This window comes from Salipaludibacillus sp. HK11 (genome assembly GCF_047795645.1).
GTDB lineage: Bacteria > Bacillota > Bacilli > Bacillales > Salisediminibacteriaceae > Salipaludibacillus.
In genome coordinates this window covers 4,322,619-4,339,525 of sequence record NZ_CP181045.1, presented here as the reverse complement: position 1 = coordinate 4,339,525, position 16,907 = coordinate 4,322,619, and the positions used below count along the sequence as shown (strand labels likewise).

Annotated in this window: 17 protein-coding genes; 9 read left to right on the top strand and 8 right to left on the bottom strand. The window is 37.7% G+C overall.

The genetic code is table 11. The features are described 5' to 3' along the window. Positions 1–339: 339 nt before the first annotated feature. Positions 340–654 carry a hypothetical protein gene (locus ACM26V_RS20625; RefSeq protein WP_416148651.1) on the bottom strand — a complete coding sequence of 105 codons (315 nt, stop codon included), beginning with the start codon at positions 652–654 and terminating at the stop codon, positions 340–342. A gap of 39 nt (positions 655–693) precedes the next feature. Beyond that, complete coding sequence (locus tag ACM26V_RS20620) at positions 694–1,470, bottom strand: AIR synthase related protein (RefSeq protein WP_416148650.1); 777 nt, start codon at positions 1,468–1,470, stop codon at positions 694–696. 355 nt (positions 1,471–1,825) lie between these two features. Here ACM26V_RS20620 and ACM26V_RS20615 point away from each other — a divergent pair, with 355 nt between their 5' ends. After that, on the top strand, positions 1,826–3,451 hold the full coding sequence (locus ACM26V_RS20615; protein WP_416148649.1) for a M20/M25/M40 family metallo-hydrolase: 1,626 nt from the start codon (positions 1,826–1,828) through the stop codon (positions 3,449–3,451). A gap of 224 nt (positions 3,452–3,675) precedes the next feature. Beyond that, positions 3,676–4,800 carry a glycoside hydrolase family 88 protein gene (locus tag ACM26V_RS20610; protein ID WP_416148648.1) on the top strand — a complete coding sequence of 375 codons (1,125 nt, stop codon included), beginning with the start codon at positions 3,676–3,678 and terminating at the stop codon, positions 4,798–4,800. 98 nt (positions 4,801–4,898) lie between these two features. Here ACM26V_RS20610 and ACM26V_RS20605 read toward each other — a convergent pair whose 3' ends face one another. Then, complete coding sequence (locus ACM26V_RS20605) at positions 4,899–5,663, bottom strand: DeoR/GlpR family DNA-binding transcription regulator (protein WP_416148647.1); 765 nt, start codon at positions 5,661–5,663, stop codon at positions 4,899–4,901. Positions 5,664–5,990: 327 nt separating this feature from the next. Between ACM26V_RS20605 and kduI the strand changes: the two genes are divergently transcribed. Both kduI and kduD read left to right on the top strand, forming a co-directional pair. Continuing rightward, positions 5,991–6,821 (top strand): 5-dehydro-4-deoxy-D-glucuronate isomerase, encoded by an 831-nt coding sequence (gene kduI, locus ACM26V_RS20600; protein ID WP_416148646.1) that lies wholly within the window; start codon positions 5,991–5,993, stop codon positions 6,819–6,821. A 172-nt stretch (positions 6,822–6,993) separates the two neighbouring features. Then, positions 6,994–7,752, top strand: a complete 759-nt coding sequence (kduD, locus tag ACM26V_RS20595; RefSeq protein WP_416148645.1) for a 2-dehydro-3-deoxy-D-gluconate 5-dehydrogenase KduD — start codon at positions 6,994–6,996, stop codon at positions 7,750–7,752. An 84-nt stretch (positions 7,753–7,836) separates the two neighbouring features. Here kduD and ACM26V_RS20590 read toward each other — a convergent pair whose 3' ends face one another. Beyond that, positions 7,837–8,403: an NADPH-dependent FMN reductase gene (locus ACM26V_RS20590; RefSeq protein ID WP_416148644.1), complete on the bottom strand. Its 567-nt coding sequence runs from the start codon at positions 8,401–8,403 to the stop codon at positions 7,837–7,839. A 12-nt stretch (positions 8,404–8,415) separates the two neighbouring features. Then, positions 8,416–9,474, bottom strand: a complete 1,059-nt coding sequence (locus ACM26V_RS20585) for an LLM class flavin-dependent oxidoreductase (protein WP_416148643.1) — start codon at positions 9,472–9,474, stop codon at positions 8,416–8,418. Positions 9,475–9,594: 120 nt separating this feature from the next. On the opposite strand from ACM26V_RS20585, the gene ACM26V_RS20580 reads away from it, so the two are divergent. Beyond that, entirely contained in the window at positions 9,595–9,954 is a 360-nt protein-coding gene (locus tag ACM26V_RS20580; RefSeq protein ID WP_416148642.1) for a winged helix-turn-helix transcriptional regulator, read from the top strand. 52 nt (positions 9,955–10,006) lie between these two features. Here ACM26V_RS20580 and ACM26V_RS20575 read toward each other — a convergent pair whose 3' ends face one another. Beyond that, positions 10,007–10,840 carry a MurR/RpiR family transcriptional regulator gene (locus ACM26V_RS20575; RefSeq protein WP_416148641.1) on the bottom strand — a complete coding sequence of 278 codons (834 nt, stop codon included), beginning with the start codon at positions 10,838–10,840 and terminating at the stop codon, positions 10,007–10,009. Between the two features lie 193 nt (positions 10,841–11,033). Between ACM26V_RS20575 and ACM26V_RS20570 the strand changes: the two genes are divergently transcribed. The 4 genes from ACM26V_RS20570 to ACM26V_RS20555 are packed head-to-tail and all read left to right on the top strand — an operon-like array spanning position 11,034 to position 15,217. After that, positions 11,034–11,912 carry a cell division protein FtsQ gene (locus ACM26V_RS20570; protein WP_416148640.1) on the top strand — a complete coding sequence of 293 codons (879 nt, stop codon included), beginning with the start codon at positions 11,034–11,036 and terminating at the stop codon, positions 11,910–11,912. Continuing rightward, positions 11,912–13,642: an ABC transporter ATP-binding protein gene (locus ACM26V_RS20565; protein ID WP_416148639.1), complete on the top strand. Its 1,731-nt coding sequence runs from the start codon at positions 11,912–11,914 to the stop codon at positions 13,640–13,642. The genes ACM26V_RS20570 and ACM26V_RS20565 overlap by 1 nt, the downstream gene beginning before the upstream one ends. Next, complete coding sequence (locus tag ACM26V_RS20560) at positions 13,617–14,447, top strand: energy-coupling factor transporter transmembrane component T family protein (RefSeq protein WP_416148638.1); 831 nt, start codon at positions 13,617–13,619, stop codon at positions 14,445–14,447. The genes ACM26V_RS20565 and ACM26V_RS20560 overlap by 26 nt, the downstream gene beginning before the upstream one ends. After that, complete coding sequence (locus ACM26V_RS20555) at positions 14,444–15,217, top strand: PHP-associated domain-containing protein (protein ID WP_416148637.1); 774 nt, start codon at positions 14,444–14,446, stop codon at positions 15,215–15,217. Before ACM26V_RS20560 ends, ACM26V_RS20555 begins: the two co-directional genes overlap by 4 nt. 98 nt (positions 15,218–15,315) lie before the next feature. Here the strand turns inward: ACM26V_RS20555 and ACM26V_RS20550 are convergent, their stop codons facing one another. Both ACM26V_RS20550 and ACM26V_RS20545 read right to left on the bottom strand, forming a co-directional pair. Then, positions 15,316–15,897, bottom strand: a complete 582-nt coding sequence (locus tag ACM26V_RS20550; protein WP_416148636.1) for a hypothetical protein — start codon at positions 15,895–15,897, stop codon at positions 15,316–15,318. An 80-nt stretch (positions 15,898–15,977) separates the two neighbouring features. Then, positions 15,978–16,901, bottom strand: coding sequence for a sulfurtransferase (locus tag ACM26V_RS20545; protein ID WP_416148635.1), 924 nt, complete (start codon positions 16,899–16,901; stop codon positions 15,978–15,980). Between the last annotated feature and the right edge of the window lie 6 nt (positions 16,902–16,907).

Sequence of the window (16,907 nt, the reverse complement as noted above, 5' to 3'; positions counted from 1 at the left end):
CTTTTAGGTGCTTTTTTTGCGGTTTAATAGATTCACGGATTTTCCTTAGTTATCTTTTTATAATTAGGTGGCCACTTCTACAAAAAACACTAAAGAAAGGAGCCCTATCAAGAAAAGTATCAAAGTCACTTTCGAAGTTCCGACCTTTTTTAAACTTACATTCCTCTATCTGTCCGAACACCTCTCTCATAAGGACCGTTTCTTAAAGACTAAAGCATTGGCCGCGGAAAGTTCCTATAGTGGATCCAGTATCCAGAGTAAAGGAAATGTGAGATTCTTTCAAACCTTATGTATAGCACTTCTTAGTCCTTTATAAATAGTTTAGAATATTTCATAACATCAAAACGGTAAGTCTTCATCGAAAATATCATTTGAGTTTAAGTTACGACGCTCACTTTTATCCTCGTGCTTTGTTTCTAATTTATTTGACGGTTTTGATTTATCGCTCTTAATTACTTTGCCGAACTTTTTCTCGTACAAATCACGAACCCAGTACTTCACTGGCGCTTTCCATTTTTGCGTAGGCGAGGGAATATTTTTTAGCAAGCTTTTCGGCGTCATTCCAAGTTCTTTAGCCATCTGTATCTCAGCTTGATTTAAACGACATTTTTTCTTCGCTTCTGCCCAAGCAGCATTTTTCTTATTCTTTTTCATGGTAAACCACTCCTTACAAGAAACAAATAGTACTCTCATTCATAACTTTATCAAATCTCCAATAACCGTAACAGGTGCTTGAACAAGATCAATGATTTCTTGAATATTTTCTTGATCGGTAGCCAAAAGAACACACGTTGATGGCCCTGCTGATTGCTCAAAATCAATAGTAGTATTTGTATGTCTATGAAAACTGTGTCCAGAACTCGATGCAAGCTGATTCGCTTCATAGAGTAAACCTTTCGATCCTACTGGAACGATATCACGAATATATGAAATTTCTCTCAATCTTTTTAAATCGCGCAAGGCTACGATTTCTGGATCATCGGGATGAATCTCATAGCGAGGTCCACTCTTTGGAATTCCAACACAAACGACTTTATCTTCCAAAAGAGACGATCCAACAGGAAACCTTTGCTGATCGACGAGACCTAAAACCGTCACGCCCACTCCCGTTTGAATCGTAGGTACATTTTCTTCGGAACTACCAGTAAATTGAACGTCTTCATAAATTCCAACTTCACGGACATACCTTTTCATTTCATAGACCATCTTCTCCCCAATAGGATCCATCTCAACAGATAAACAATCAATCACCATAAATGGTTTGGCACCAGATGCGATTATTTCAAACAGAGGCACACGTACAGCAAATTGAGCAATGATTTCTTCGGGAACCTTGACCACGTCATGAGATTTATTGCCTATTCCACCGTCTGAATCACAAGCAATAACTAAATATTGCTCATTATTTATCGCCATCAGCGTCAGATCACGCACTTTTTTCAATCGTTTTACAGGGTCGTCGATATACATCCTAGTAATTATCCCCTCTCAAAAAGTTTATTAGAATTTCAACAGAAATAAAGTTTGCACGAGTATTCATTTAAACACTATTCTAGGTCATCCTTGTCCTTTTTGCACCAAACTGTTTACGATTTCTGTATTTTTAGTTGGTTAAATTAATGCACCACATAAAATATTGTCAAAATTAATTGACATACTAATAAGTGGGACGTATGCTTAAAGATATTTTTCCTATTAACAAAGCTGTTCAAACTGAATAGAATAGTAGTCATGAAACGATTAATTTAGCGTTTTTGTACGATAAGATTTTTGGAAGGTTGAAGTTACACCGTAGCCATGATGAAACTGAAAAGGAGGTCTTTATGTGAACGCAATGTTGTGGGATACGCCAGATGCATTAAGAGAACTATTATGCGAATTAGTCAGTTGGGAAAGTCGAACATTCTCAGCAGGTGAGTGTGGATTTCCACTCAAACTTGAATCGAAGCTGAAAAAACTTCCGTATTTCAAACAAAATCCAAACCATATAGCCCTTCACGACGCGGATTTCGGTCGAAAAGTTTTGACGGCTGTCTATAAGCATCCAGACGCTAAGGATACTGTGGTATTATTGAGCCATTTCGATACGGTTCAAACCGAGGAATACGGTGATTTAGAACCTCTTGCTTTTTATCCAGAAGAACTTACAAATAAATTTCACGAACGAAAAGACACCTTGCCAAAAGCAGCTCGCGAAGACCTTGAATCAGGAAAATATTTGTTTGGTCGAGGAACGGCAGATATGAAAATGGGCCTAGCTCTTCACATGAAGCTTATTGAACAAGCTAGCGTGGAAGAATGGCCGATTAATCTCGTTTTGCTTACAGTTCCTGATGAAGAAGTGAATTCAAAGGGGATGAGAGTGGCCGTTCCAGAACTGCTGAAATTACGTGAAGAACACGATCTTTCATACTCATTATTTTTAAATAGCGAACCGTCGTTTACACAGAAGCCAGGCGACGAAACACACTATATATACACTGGTACAATGGGGAAAATCATGCCAGCAGCTTTATTTTTCGGGAAGGAAACACATGTCGGTGAACCGTTAAATGGAATCACAGCGAATTACATTGCATCTTACTTAACTCAGCAGATGGAATGGAATATGTCCTTTCGTGAACAAGACTTAGGCGAACAAACACCACTTCCTGTGTCCCTACAACAAAGAGATATGCAACATGAATATTCAACTCAAACCCCTTACCGAGCTTCAGCGCTTTACAATGTATTTTTAATGAAACGAACAGCAGCGGAGATCATGGATTTATTTGAGGAAGTTGCTAAACAAGCCGCTGAGAAATGCAATGAGTCGTATCGAAAACTTTGTGAACAAGAACAAATTGCTGGCGTCCGTGAAACAAGAGTAATCCGGTATAAAGACTTATTGGCTCATGCGGTTGATAAATTTGGAGAGGAAACAGTAGATAAGCTAACGTTACCTATTCACGATAACATTGAAATGGATGATCGCGAGAAATCGTTGGAAATTGCGGGTGAGCTAATGATTCAGTGCCCAGAATTAGCTCCTGCAATTGTCATTTTATTTGCACCACCTTATTATCCAGCAGTGAACAGCTCAGAAGATACTATGGTAATGGATGCTGTTGAATTAAGTAAACACGTCGCAAAATATAGCGATATCAAGTTAGAACATATCCATTACTTTAATGGTATCTGTGACTTAAGTTACGTGAAATACATGGATGATGGCCAAGAACTCGATGTTTACAAAAAAAATACGCCTGTTTGGGGAACGTCGTATTCGATTCCATTCGAAGAAATGTCACAGCTTCAAGCCCCTGTGCTTAATATCGGACCGTTTGGAAAAGATATGCATCAACGAACAGAACGACTCCACCGCAGCAATGCATTTATCCACACACCTGCAATATTAACACAAGTCCTGAAGAGCATGATTGTCACTGATAATAAATCAAAATCTCAATAAGAAAAAAGTCGCTTAATCTTTGTAAAAGCTTTAGAGAAATTTCTCTAAAGCTTTTTTATACTAAGTTTTTCTAATTTGCAATCTCATAGTCTGTAAAAACCAATAAATCCGTTTCCATGAAATTTTTTTGCACCAAATTCAAAGAATAAGTCAAAATTATTATATTTCTCTCAGAATATAAAGGTATACAATGATACTATGATGACATCTGAAAGGGTGAGACGATGAGCGATAATAGAGAATGGGTAGATGAAGCTTGGCAAGATGTGATTCAAAAGGTCAGTAGGAAAAGTTCGAAAATTGGCGCTAACTTCCCACATGCAAGTATTAACGGAACATATGGACTGGCGGACCCCCATTGGTGGACTGCAGGATTCTGGCCAGGTCAACTTTGGTTACTCTATCGAGATACGAAAAATGAATCGTTTAAAGAAATTGCCGAAGAGTGTGAAGTACGACTCGATAAGGTCATCACCGATTATTACAAATTGGATCATGATATGGGCTTTATGTGGACTTTAACAAGTCGCGCTAGATATACCTTACTTGGTGAAGAGGAATCACGGCGGCGTGCGCTTTTGGTCGCAAACTTGCTGATGGGCAGGTTTAATGTACAAGGAAATTTTATTCGAGCTTGGAACCCTTGGTACGAAGGCAACCAAAATGAAGGGTGGGCAATTATAGATTGCGCGATGAACCTACCACTGTTATTTTGGGCTTCTGAAGAAACCTCAGATCCGCGCTATAAAAATACTGCTATGAAACATGCTGATACGATTCTAAATCACTTTATCGAAGCTGATGGTTCTGTTCACCATATTGTCCGCTTTGACCCTGATACAGGAGAAAGAGTCGAATTCATCGGTGGACAAGGATATGCACCAGAATCTGCTTGGTCAAGAGGCACCGGGTGGGCAATTTATGGACTAGCATTATGTTACCGCTACACAGGGAAAGAAGACTATTTAGATGCCGCCAAAAAAGTTGCTCATTTCTTTCTCACAAATCTACCAGATGACTACGTTCCGTACTGGGATTTTCGTTTGCCAGAAGAAGTTCCTAGCTACCGAGATTCATCAGCTGGAGCGATAGCAGCATGTGGGTTATTAGAGTTAGCTGATAACGTTCCCAGCACTGAAGCAGCTATTTATAAACGTGGAGGTGAAAACATCCTCCGCTCATTATATGATAATTATGGAGCTTGGGAGAACGATCAAGAAGACGGCTTAATTTTGAGCGGTACCGGACATTTCCCTGAGAATAGCAATATCGAAGTCCCCCTGATTTATGGTGATTACTTCTTTGTTGAGGGCTTATCTATATTAAAAGGAAACAAAGGACTTTTTTAGGGACATAAAGCCCATTTATTTTATATTTAAAAAAGTAACTAAAAAACGGACTGCAGGCACATTTTCCTGTGCTTACCGTCCGTTTTATTAGTTGTTAATTATAAACTTACTCTCGTTACTTTAACGCCTCTTTCATTTATTTTATTATAACTCTCTTTATCTATTTGATCATCCGTAATGACTTGATTTAAATCTTCAATTGATGCGAATTTAATTAAAGCATCCTTTTGGAATTTAGAGGAGTCTGCTAAAAGTGTGACATGGTTCGAACAAGTTAATGCTTTTCTTTTCCAATCTGCATGAATCCCATTCAACACTGTTAGTCCGTTCTCTATAGATATTCCAGTCGTTCCAAAGAAGATTTTGTTTACTCTTATTCTATCTAATAGGTCTGATGCTTCTGCACCAAAAAGTGATCCAGAAGTACCTATTCTTGTGCCGCCGACCATCATTAGTTGTACTTTTTCTTTATTTAATAATTCATAAGCTAGTTTTATATCATTCGTTATCACACTGATAGGGAAGTCACCTAATAAATGCGCGAGTGCTAATGTACTACTCCCACCATCAATAAGTAATGTGTCATTTTCTTTAATTGTTAATAGTGCTTCTCTAGCAATAGCATCTTTCACATCGCTATGCTGTAATTGCCGTTTCTTGATGGGCAATATAGAATTTTCCTCTTCTAGAATTGTTGCCCCACCATGAATCCTTTTCAATAACCCTCTATTTTCTAACGTTTCTAAATCAATTCGTATCGTTTTATCTGTCACTTGCAGTAAATGACTCAAATACGAAACTTTTACAATTGTCTGCTTGTCTAATTCATTTAGTATTTTTTCATGCCTCTCTACTGAAAGCATTTTACTCCCCCATTTTGTTTAGCTTTTTTATAAATATAGAATAATTTGCAATTCATCAATTTAAGTTTTTTAAGCAGGTTACGTTTTCTATTTATGTACAAAATTAAACATTTATAAACATCATTGATGACTTCTGTAAAACGTAGTTATTATAACATAAAATAAAGCTCATTTAATATCTACTTATTTATTTTATCTTACTATTGAAACGTAAAATATCATAGACTGTTGTGATCTGTTAATATTTTTGCTATAATCAAACTATATTGAACGATTATGAACTTTTACGAACAAAAGTTAATTTAATCTTGAAGGGAGCACGAATAAATGGAAATTAGACATGCAACAAATCCAGAAGATATGAAGCAATATACGACAGATAAGCTACGAAAAGAATTTTTGATTGAGTCACTTTTTGTAAAAGGTGAACTCAAGATGGTTTATTCTCACTATGACCGTGTCGTCGTAGGAGGAGTTATACCTACTGATAAACCTGTAAAGCTAGATGCAGGCGATGCACTTCGAACAGAATTTTTTCTTGAGCGCCGTGAAATTGGAATTGTTAATATCGGACCTAAAGGAAAAGTTACAGTTGACGGGGAAGTATTCGAACTAAATAAACGCGATTGTCTCTATATAGGGCTTGGTAAGGAAAACGTTACGTTCGAAAGTGCCGATCCTGCTAATCCAGCAAAGCTTTATTTTGTATCTGCAAATGCTCACAAGGAATATCCAACAAAAGTTCTTCCAATTAAAGATGCTGCACCGACAAAACTTGGTTCCGATGCTGAGTCTAATAATCGGACCATTTATAAATATATTCATGGTGAAGGCATTCAAAGTTGCCAATTAATGATGGGTATGACATTGCTAGAACCTAATAACATGTGGAATACGATGCCTGCTCATGTCCATGATCGCAGAGCAGAAGTCTATTTATATTTTGATATGGAAGAATCGTCACGAGTATTCCACTTCATGGGAAGACCTGATGAAACACGTCACATGTTAATCAAGAATGAACAAGCAATACTATCACCTCCATGGTCCATTCACTCAGGTGTCGGTACAAATAACTATACATTTATCTGGGCGATGGCTGGCGAGAATTATACTTTCAAAGACATGGACTTTATTCCAATGGAAGATTTGAAATAACTTTTGCCCCCTTATGTCGTACTTGGATTGCAATTGATATCCAAGTACGATTTATTTCATTTACTTTATATATATAATGGTATAAAAAGTATATTAAGAAAAAGATACATGAATCACTTTCAATATTACTCAAACTATTCATCTATGATACGAAACTCAGGAGGTATTTTTTATGAAAATTAATTTTTCTTTAGAAGGAAAAGTAGCTGTAGTAACTGGATCAACTTCAGGCCTAGGCCAAGGAATGGCTGTTGGATTAGCCGAAGCAGGCGCTGACATTATTGGAATAGGATCTAGTAGTGAACAACCCGAAACGAAACAGAAAGTTGAAGACTTAGGTCGTAAATTTTACACGATTTCAGCTGATTTATCTGAGCAAGACAAAATTGCATCTGTAGTAAAAGATTCCATCAGTAAGGCTGGAAAAGTCGATATTTTAGTTAACAATGCTGGAATTATCAGACGAAACCAAGCTGAGAACTTTACGGACCAAGACTGGGACGATGTGATCGACGTGAATTTAAACGCTGTTTTTCGATTAACTCGTGAATTTGGAAAGCACATGATCGAGAATGGCTCAGGTAAGATTATTAATATCGCGTCAATGTTATCATTTCAAGGCGGGTTAAAAGTACCAGCTTATTCAGCAACTAAGCACGCTGTCGCTGGCTTAACCAAATCGTTTGCCAATGAATGGTCGAGCAAAGGTGTTAATGTTAACGCGATAGCTCCAGGATATATGGAGACAGCCAACACCGCACCAATTAGAGAAGATAAAGATCGTAAGGCATATATTACTTCTCGAATTCCTCAAGGTGAATGGGGAACTCCAGAAGATTTAAAAGGACCTGTCGTATTTTTGGCTTCCGAGGCATCAAGTTATGTTAGTGGCCACATCTTATGTGTTGACGGTGGTTGGATGGGATCTTAATAAGAGTTATATTCTAAATAACGGACCTGAAGGTAATAATACCTTCAGGTCCGCTTCGCTTTTCGTTTAATAATTGAATTTCTTTTAAAAATCATACTCTGCTTCTTTATCCGCGCGTATCTTAGCAAAAGTTTCTGTTAATACTACGGTATCTTCCGCGAGACGATCGATCCGGAACAGTACATCATTATTAATAATTTCTTTTTGGCGAAAATCTTTTTCTTCAATAAAAACATAAGTTTGTACAATTTGCGCTTTCATGTATGCAAGTATCGGTTTTATCTGATGATCAGCCACTAAATAATGCTTGGGAGATCCTGCAGTAACAAGCATGCTAACTACTTTGTCACGAAATGCATTAACCGGAAGCAAATCAAAAATATTTTTCAAAGTGCCTGGGATGGAGGCCTGGAAAATAGGAGTTCCGATAACAATAGCATCTGCTTCCATTAACGTTTTCGTAACGTAACCCGTATCTCCTTCATAATCAAGATAATTGCGGCCGTCACTAAATTCTAGCTTATAATCCGCTAAATCAATCAGGATTGTTTCCGTTTCAGGATATTTTTCCTTAATCGCTTTGAGCGTTACTTCCATTGCTGTCCTCGTTTTCGAGCCAACTTGAGAGCCAGATAATCCAATAATCTTCATATTAACCTCTCCTTATTTTTTAGCTGTGTATTTTTTAATTGCCGGCAGTATTTCGTTTCCAATGATATCTAAGTTTTTCTTGAGCTTATCCATTGGCATCCCACCGAAGTCTATTTGAGCAATGTAACGCTGATGACCGAAGACTTCGTGCTGATGGAGTATTTTTTCAATGATTTGTTGCGGGCTACCAATGTTCATTATATTGTGTGGGTCGACTCCCTGTGCGAAGTGTTGCTTCGGAAAACCTCCCCCGTTCGTTCGCTTCATTCCTTCATTTATATGAGGATATAAATCTTTTAAAGCTTGTTGGGAAGTTTCTGCCGCATAGAAAAAACCTGCCGTAGAAACGGGAAGTTGCTCTGGATCATGTCCGCCTGCCCGCGCTGCTTCACGGTATGCATCAATCGTGTTTTTAAATACCGAAGATGGGCCTCCTAAATGTGCCATAAACATCGGCACGCCTGCATATCCTGCTTTCATTGCACTAGCGGGAGTTCCTCCCACTGCCCGCCATATAGGTAAGGAGCCATTTACTGGACGAGGAAGGACTTCAGCATTCCGTAATGGAGCACGAAATTCACCGCTCCAATTCACCCTTTCTTCTTCATTAATTTGACGGAGGAGGTCGAATTTCTCTTCAAAAAGTTCTTCATAGTTACGGGAATCATAGCCAAGTAACTCAAACAGTCCTATCCGGGAAGCTCGTCCAGCTACAATCTCCGCTCTTCCTTTAGAAATCAAGTCAAGCGTCGCAAAGTTTTCGTAAACACGAACTGGATCTGAGGTACTGATAATAGTTGATGAGCTTGCAATTTTAATTTTTTCTGTCGCCTGGGCGATAGCTGAAAGTACAACTGCATGTGCCTGCGTAGCAAAATATTCCTGGTGACTTTCTCCAACACTAAAGAAATCAAGGCCTGCTTGTTCCGCAAGCACTGCGTAGTCAATAATTTCATGAATTCGTTCTTGTGCAGATATTCTTTCACCTGTAGTCGGATTTGGCAGGTGATCTCCAAGAGTATAAATTCCAAATTCCAATCCTTTATCTGTGTCAATCCGATATTTTTTCATAGATGAGTCCACCTTTCTTTTCTCTTATTATAATGCTATTATAAACAGTAATATAAAGATTGAGAAGTACGCACTTAAAAGTGCTATAGTATACAAAAGGATACTATGGAGGGGATTTACATGGAAAAAAAACCAGAAAATTGTCAAGTAGAAGATGCCTTAGGGATTCTCGTAGGAAAGTGGAAGCCAATTATTCTTCTCCATCTCCTTCAAGAGGGGACAAAACGATTTAGTGAATTAAAACGTAATATGCCCGGTATTACTCAAAAAATGCTAACAAAACAATTACGTGAGCTAGAAGAAGAAGATATTATTGCGCGCGTTGTCTATCCTCAGGTACCTCCAAAGGTAGAATATTCGATGACGGAGTACGGTCGAAGTCTAGAACCAATTTTGGAAGCGATGCATGAGTGGGGTACCAAGCATACCTTGCATAAGATGGAGATACAGAAGCAAAATCAGATCAAAAGTTCGTCATGAAGAATAGCCTGTAAAGAGTGATACTTTACAGGCTATTCTTCATGACTTTCATTTATCTCGGCAATTCCGCTGAATAACGTTTACGTAACTGACTGAGCTGATCAAGCTTATCAAGATTTTTGTCTTTATTCCTCATCCCTATTGCTATGATTAGATTTTCAATAATAAAAGTGGGTGCAATCATCGAATGGAATTCTTGTAACTCCCCTCGACTTGCAAAGAGAACAACATCTGCTTGCGTAGAAAACTCTGAAACGAGTTGATCGGTTATAATAATTGTTTTGTATCCAACATGTTCCGCATGCTTTAAGATAACATTCGCTTCAGGAAGTAGGCGAATAAATCCAAATATCACAACTACGTCCTCTTTTGTAAAGTGCATAAGGTCCTCGAACAACTCACTTCCAACTTTATCTATCAAATGTACGTCCATCCCATACCTAGAGATACGATAGTCTAACAATTCCGCTAAACCTAATGAAGGACCTGGAGAATATATGTGGATTTTTTGCGCATGTATGAACAAATCTACTGCCTCTTGAAACGACACATGAGAGAACTGTTCCATCGTTTTATATAAATGATCAACAGAGTTTTTAAGAGTGTGGTACTGCAATTCCTGTCCATCTACTTTACTCATGACATTATTCATTTTCCCAGATGGAGAAACTTTAAGTTCAGAACCAACCTCCCGCTTAAAATCTTTCAAGTTTTTATATCCTACGGAACGCCAAAATCTTGATACAGAAGCGTTACTAACCTTTACAGCATCAGAAATTTCTTGTTCTGTTGATAATAATACCTGCTGTGTATTTTTTTGAATGTAATCTGCAATTTTATGTTGGTTAGGTGACATCATCTCTGTGTTCCAATTGAAGTTTAGCAATGAAATACCTCCTTTGTTTTCGTTTCGATTAATCACAGAGTAGCAGATTAATCTACTAATATATAGTTCGATGTATGATTTTTTACATTATGTTATAAAATGATAAAATTTTCACAAGTAATTTACGTTCCTTTAACACTCTCTTAATAGCGATGTTTTAGGCTTAAGGTAACAAATAAAAGGAGGTTAGGAAATGCGGAAAATAAAAGAACGGTATGTTTTGACCCAGTCACAGAAAATGATGGTGTTTATTTTATCCATGTCATTATACGGACTTTCCAACATGATTACTGAGTTAGTGCCTTCCATTCAATTAGGACCTATTGAATTATCAATTGAATATTTTGCATTCATTCCATTAACACTGTGTATCTTGTTTCATCCTTTATATGCAGCTATAGGAGCATCACTTGGAGAAGTCATCTTTGGTGAAATCATGCTCGGTCAATTTGGTGGATTTGGTGAGCTCGAGAAATTTATTGCCTTCTCCTTAGCTATGTTTATCGCAGGTTCGCTAGTTAGTGATCCGACAAACAGAAGGCAAGTTGGCATTGCAGCTATGACTGGTGTTATTATTCATCAAGCAATTAGCAGCGTCGTCGATATTGGAAAGGTATGGATTGGTGTAGAGGAATTAGAAGCTGTACCAGGATTAGCTGAAAGTGTCGTTGTAATAGAAGGCGTTGCCTTTCTAAATGATGTTTTATTCTCTGGTATCTTGTTTGCATTACTACCTACATTATATTTAGTTCCTCGTTTATACGGTAAAATTGAGCCATTACTAGGAATGAAGCCAAGAAACAATACAATTAAATTTTCTATGAAAGAAGTCATTGCCCCTAGGTTGATTGTTGTTGGTATTTTGTTAGCTTGTGCAGCCTTTTTCTTCGAATTTCTATCCGAAGCAGGTTTCAACTACGAATGGGAAGCAGACTTTCTCGATATGTTCGGGGGGTGGTTTATCTGGGTAAGTATTGGCATAGCTTTCATTATCGTTGTAGCCACAGTAATAGTCATGATAAAAAAGAAAAATAACGCATCAGATAATAAAGAAAAAGAGAGGCTTTCTTGATGACACAACAAATCGTGCTAGATCACGTTAACTTTCAATATCCCGGTGGAAAAAACAGCGTTTTAAAAGATATTTGTTTAGAAATAAACAAAGGGGAATTTGTTGCGATTATAGGAGGTAATGGAAGCGGAAAGTCAACAATGTGTAAATTGTTAAATGGGCTCATCCCTCATTACTATGTAGGTGACTTCACGGGAAAGGTCACCGTGAATGGTTTAGTAACAACGGATCATAAGGTTGCAGAACTGTCCCATCATGTGGGATATGTCTACCAAGACTTTGAAAACCAGCTTGTTAGCCCACGAGTATTGGAAGATGCTAGTTTTGCACCACTTAACTTCGGTTATGCCGATTATAAAGAAAGAGGAAAACGAGCACTAAATTTAGTAGGACTGCATGGCCATGATGATGAATTTGTTTGGCAGCTAAGCGGCGGTCAAAAACATCAACTTGCTCTCGCTGGAGCTATATCTCTTAATCCTGATATTTTAATTATTGATGAACCCGTTGCCCAACTTGATCCGTTTCACGCAGATGAAGTATATAAAATCTTAGAAATGCTCAATAAAAAGTATGGAAAAACCATTATTGTCATCGAACATCATACCGAGTTTATAGCTGATTATTGCAATCAGGTTGTTTTAATGGATGCAGGAGAAGTTGTTTGGAAAAAATCAACGAAGGCAGCTTTAAAGGAAGTTGATGCTCTCTTGAAAAGCAAGATCTATCCACCACAAGTAACACAAGCAGCTTACAAGTGGGGACAGTTTAATAACAATGACTTACCTGTAACTATAGATGAAGCTGTATCCATGTTTCCAACACATGTAATTAATCAACACGAGGAGTTTTCATCGAGAACCATACCTCACTATCTTTCCGAAAAAAAGAAACTTATTGAAATGAATCACGTTAATTTTTCATACAAAATGATAAACCGCTCACGGAAAAAGATTTTAAAGGATATCGACTTGGATATTCACGAAGGCGATCTAGTAGCTCTAGTAGGAAACAATGGTGCGGGGAAATCATCTTTAATGCGACTGGTCACAGGTCTTGTTAAACCAGAGACAGGGGATGTTTATGTAGACGGATTGAACACACGAAACGCTTCACCCGAAAAACTTGCAGATACCGTAACTTACGTCTATCAAAATCCAGAAGAGATGTTTATTGAGGACTGTGTTAGAAAGGATGTAGCGTTTTATTTGAAATCCCGGAAAATCCCTGGATACGAAAAGATCGTCGATGATGTGCTGAATCAATTTGATCTGACAGATTTACAAGATAAGGACAGTCGTTTAATGAGTGGCGGTCAACAAAGACGAGCTTCACTAGCTATAGGGGTTGCAATGAAACCATCTATTATTTTACTAGACGAACCTACAGCGAATCTTGATATTGCTACTCGTAAACACATAACCAAATTGATTGATTCATTGAAAGAGCAAGTTGGTTCCGTGATTATTGCCACTCATGACATGCAACTTGTTGCAGAATGGGCAAATAGGATTATCGTTTTACATGAAGGGGAAATAATTCACGACGGTGATCAAGAATCAGTTTTTAGTAATGATTCTTTACTGAAATTAGCAGGATTAAAATCACCACAGATTTTGGAGTTGAGCAGAAAGTTACATATGTCTCCTCTTGCCTACACTGTTGATGATTTTGTTCATGCGTTAAAAAAGGAGGCGGGTACTAGTGGAATTTACACAGAAATTATCTGAAAAGCTTTCTGTCGAACAAGTAAAGATCGAATTACTAAATACAGCATATGGGAATAGTGAAACCTTTTTGGCGAAGCTGGATCCTCGCACGTTATTTTTATGGTATTTATTTTTCGGACTAGTACCATGGTTTATTCATAATCAGCAGATTTTAGTTGGCCTGTTCGTATTTATGATTATCACGACCATCGTAGCAAAAGTTTCTCCTTTAATTATTATGATTCTATGTTTAGGCTTATTAGGACAAGGGGGCTACCTATTGATCGCCTCTTGGTTTTTCGGAGGAGATTGGAGTGTGATTCTACCACTCATTCTTTTAACAATGAAAGTTTCTATTATTTCATTAGCTAGTATTACTGTTTTTTGTTCTATGGATCCAGAAAAGTTGAGTAATGGTCTCCTTAAAATTGGCGTACCTGGTCAAGTCTCTTTCAGTATTGCCTATGGTTATCGGATGCTCCCTAGTTTATTAGATGAATATCATCATGTATTTCTATCTTTTCGATTACGCGGTAAAGCACCTATAAAACATGGCTTTCTTTACTGGCGATCGATTGCCTATTTTTCAAAGATCGCAGTACTTTCCTTTTACCCTTTGCTATTAAGCACAGCAAAAAGAGCACGAACAACCGTAGAGGCATTAGAAGTAAAGGGAAGTTTTTATGCATTTAACCATCCGAAGATAAAAAAGATTAAACTCGCACATTTATCATTTCATTCTCGTGATTACATGTTCTTAGTATTTTCAGCTTTATATGTCGTCACGTTGTTTGTTTTTAATAAAAATTCAGGAGGCGTATTATGAGAATAGATTTTCACAGTCACGTAAAGATTTCTAAAAAGTCGACGTTTATGCCCGACTATTTTCGAGAAATGATGGAAGAGGCAAAAGCAACTGGGTTAACAGCATTGGCAATGACGGAACATTTTAATACTAGTCGATTTACAGATGTCTACAATTTCATTGACAGCCATTACACATATGAGCATGGATACTATTTAATTGACGGTCTTAAACTTTTTCCTGGAATCGAAGTGGACATCAAAGAAACTGGACACATTCTCTTGATTGGAAGCAGGGAAGATATTCTAGCTATCCGCGAATCATTAGATAATCACACAACAGAAGATACGTTTATTCCTTTTAATGAGTTACTAGACATTGCTGAGAAATATCACCTATTAAAAATAGGGGCCCACCCGTTTCGAGAAAGTACTCCGCTTCATCACTTAGAAGTATCGCAACTTCAACGTCTAGATGCCTTGGACCTAAACGGAAAGGATCTTTATGCATATGGAAATGAGCCGTATCAAAAAAAACTCGCAGATTTCGCTAATAAAATTAACCTTCCTATCGTAGGAGGAAGTGATACACATCAATATTTACAGTACGGAAGTGTTTATAATGACTTCAATGAGGAGTGCAACACAGTAGATGAATTAAAGTCTGCCATTTTGACTGGAAACTACGTCGTAAATACTTCGGAATGTCTTCATGTAAAAGTAAAAGGAGCAACACTCGCAAAAAAAATTTTAAAGAAAATGATTTCTGATAAAGAGCATATTTCTCTTTAGAATTTACTATATTGATTTCGACAAAAGAATAGCCTGTAAAAGTATCATATACTTTACAGGCTATTTCATTACCCTATCGTTATCATTTCACAGCTTGTTTAAATCAGTCCGTGCAGAATATAATGAATTATTAATCCGCTAATAAAACAGAGTGAAAACTTTTTAAAACTTACAGAAGTCAAGCCATAGAAAAATCCTAATAAAGCAAACGGAACAACCCATAATATTACAAGAGGGACCAGGACCCACGGCAAAATAAGTATTAACAAACGTGAGACATCTGTTCCCATACTAATGACAAAGTGTAAATCAATAAACCTTCTAATTATACGCCCAAGCCAAAACCAACCACCCACACCAATCATAAAGCCAACAATTGAAATTAATGGTCCTCCTAATAGCGGGAATAAAGTAACATTCGCATCGGCAACAGACATTTCAGCTAAAGGAAAGACTAATGTCTGTATCGCTGTTACGCCAATAGACAAAAACCAGTCCCACGTTTGAAATGAAACGATCAACATTCGGATCCCTTTGATATCCTCAAAATATAGCAGAGAAATTATTTGATGAATAGTTCCTTCTATAGAGGGAATCAGAAAATAACATATGAGGGTAATCAGTATCACACTTGCCAGTATAGATAGATGATGACGGAGACTTATCGTCATATTATTCATTCGGCATCATTCCCTCGTTTAAAGAAACTCCTACCAGTAAAGGTTAGGAGTTTCAGCTTCTTATTTCAAACCTGACTTATCTACTCAAGTGGAAGGTCTTCATTTCCTGCCCATTCATAGATAGACGCATCATAATTCATTACATTCTCATACCCTGCCATTTTTAGTAGCATCGTCATATGAGCAGAACGAATACCAGCTGTACAATACGTCACGATTGTATCGTCTTTAGCTATTCCTAGTTCATCCATGATTTCTACCATTTCTTCCTCACTTTTTAAGGTAGAGTCATCGTTAAAGAATTCTTTGAAATACAAATGGCTCGCTCCAGGAATATGACCACCTCTACGTTCACCAAAATCCGTCGCACCTTCATACTCAGTAAGAGACCTCGTATCAATAATTTTCAAATCATCCATATTTTCAGCTAAATATTCCGTCGTTGCAAATGATGAGTGGTCCATCGATGTGACTTCAAAATCACTCGGAGTTGATTTAGTAGGGACATCGCTAACTTCTCCATCTGCTGTTTCCCATGCTGTCCATCCGCCATCAAGCATTTTTACATCAGTTAATCCGATCATATCTAGCATCCACATGATCCGGCCATCTTCTCCCCAGCCATTAGGGTCAGTGTAAATGACTATTTGCCGATCATCCGAAATGCCAATTTCACTTAAACGTTCAGATAGTTCTTCCTCTGTTAAAAGAACTCCCCAATTCTCTGTTCCTGGTTCGTCACCCATATGGGCAAATTGTTGCCATGGGGTATTAATCGCACTCGGGATATGTCCTGCCTCATAATCATCCGCACCACGAGCATCTAAGATAAGTAAATTCTCATCTTCCATTTCATTTTCTAACCAATCGACATCCACCACTTGCTCATGTTCCATACTTGAATTACTTGTCTCAGATGAATCCTCCGCACAAGCTGCTAAAGCACTAAGACCAACAACTGACACCAGTCCTGTTAAAAAAATACGTGTATATCGCTGCAACAATCCAAT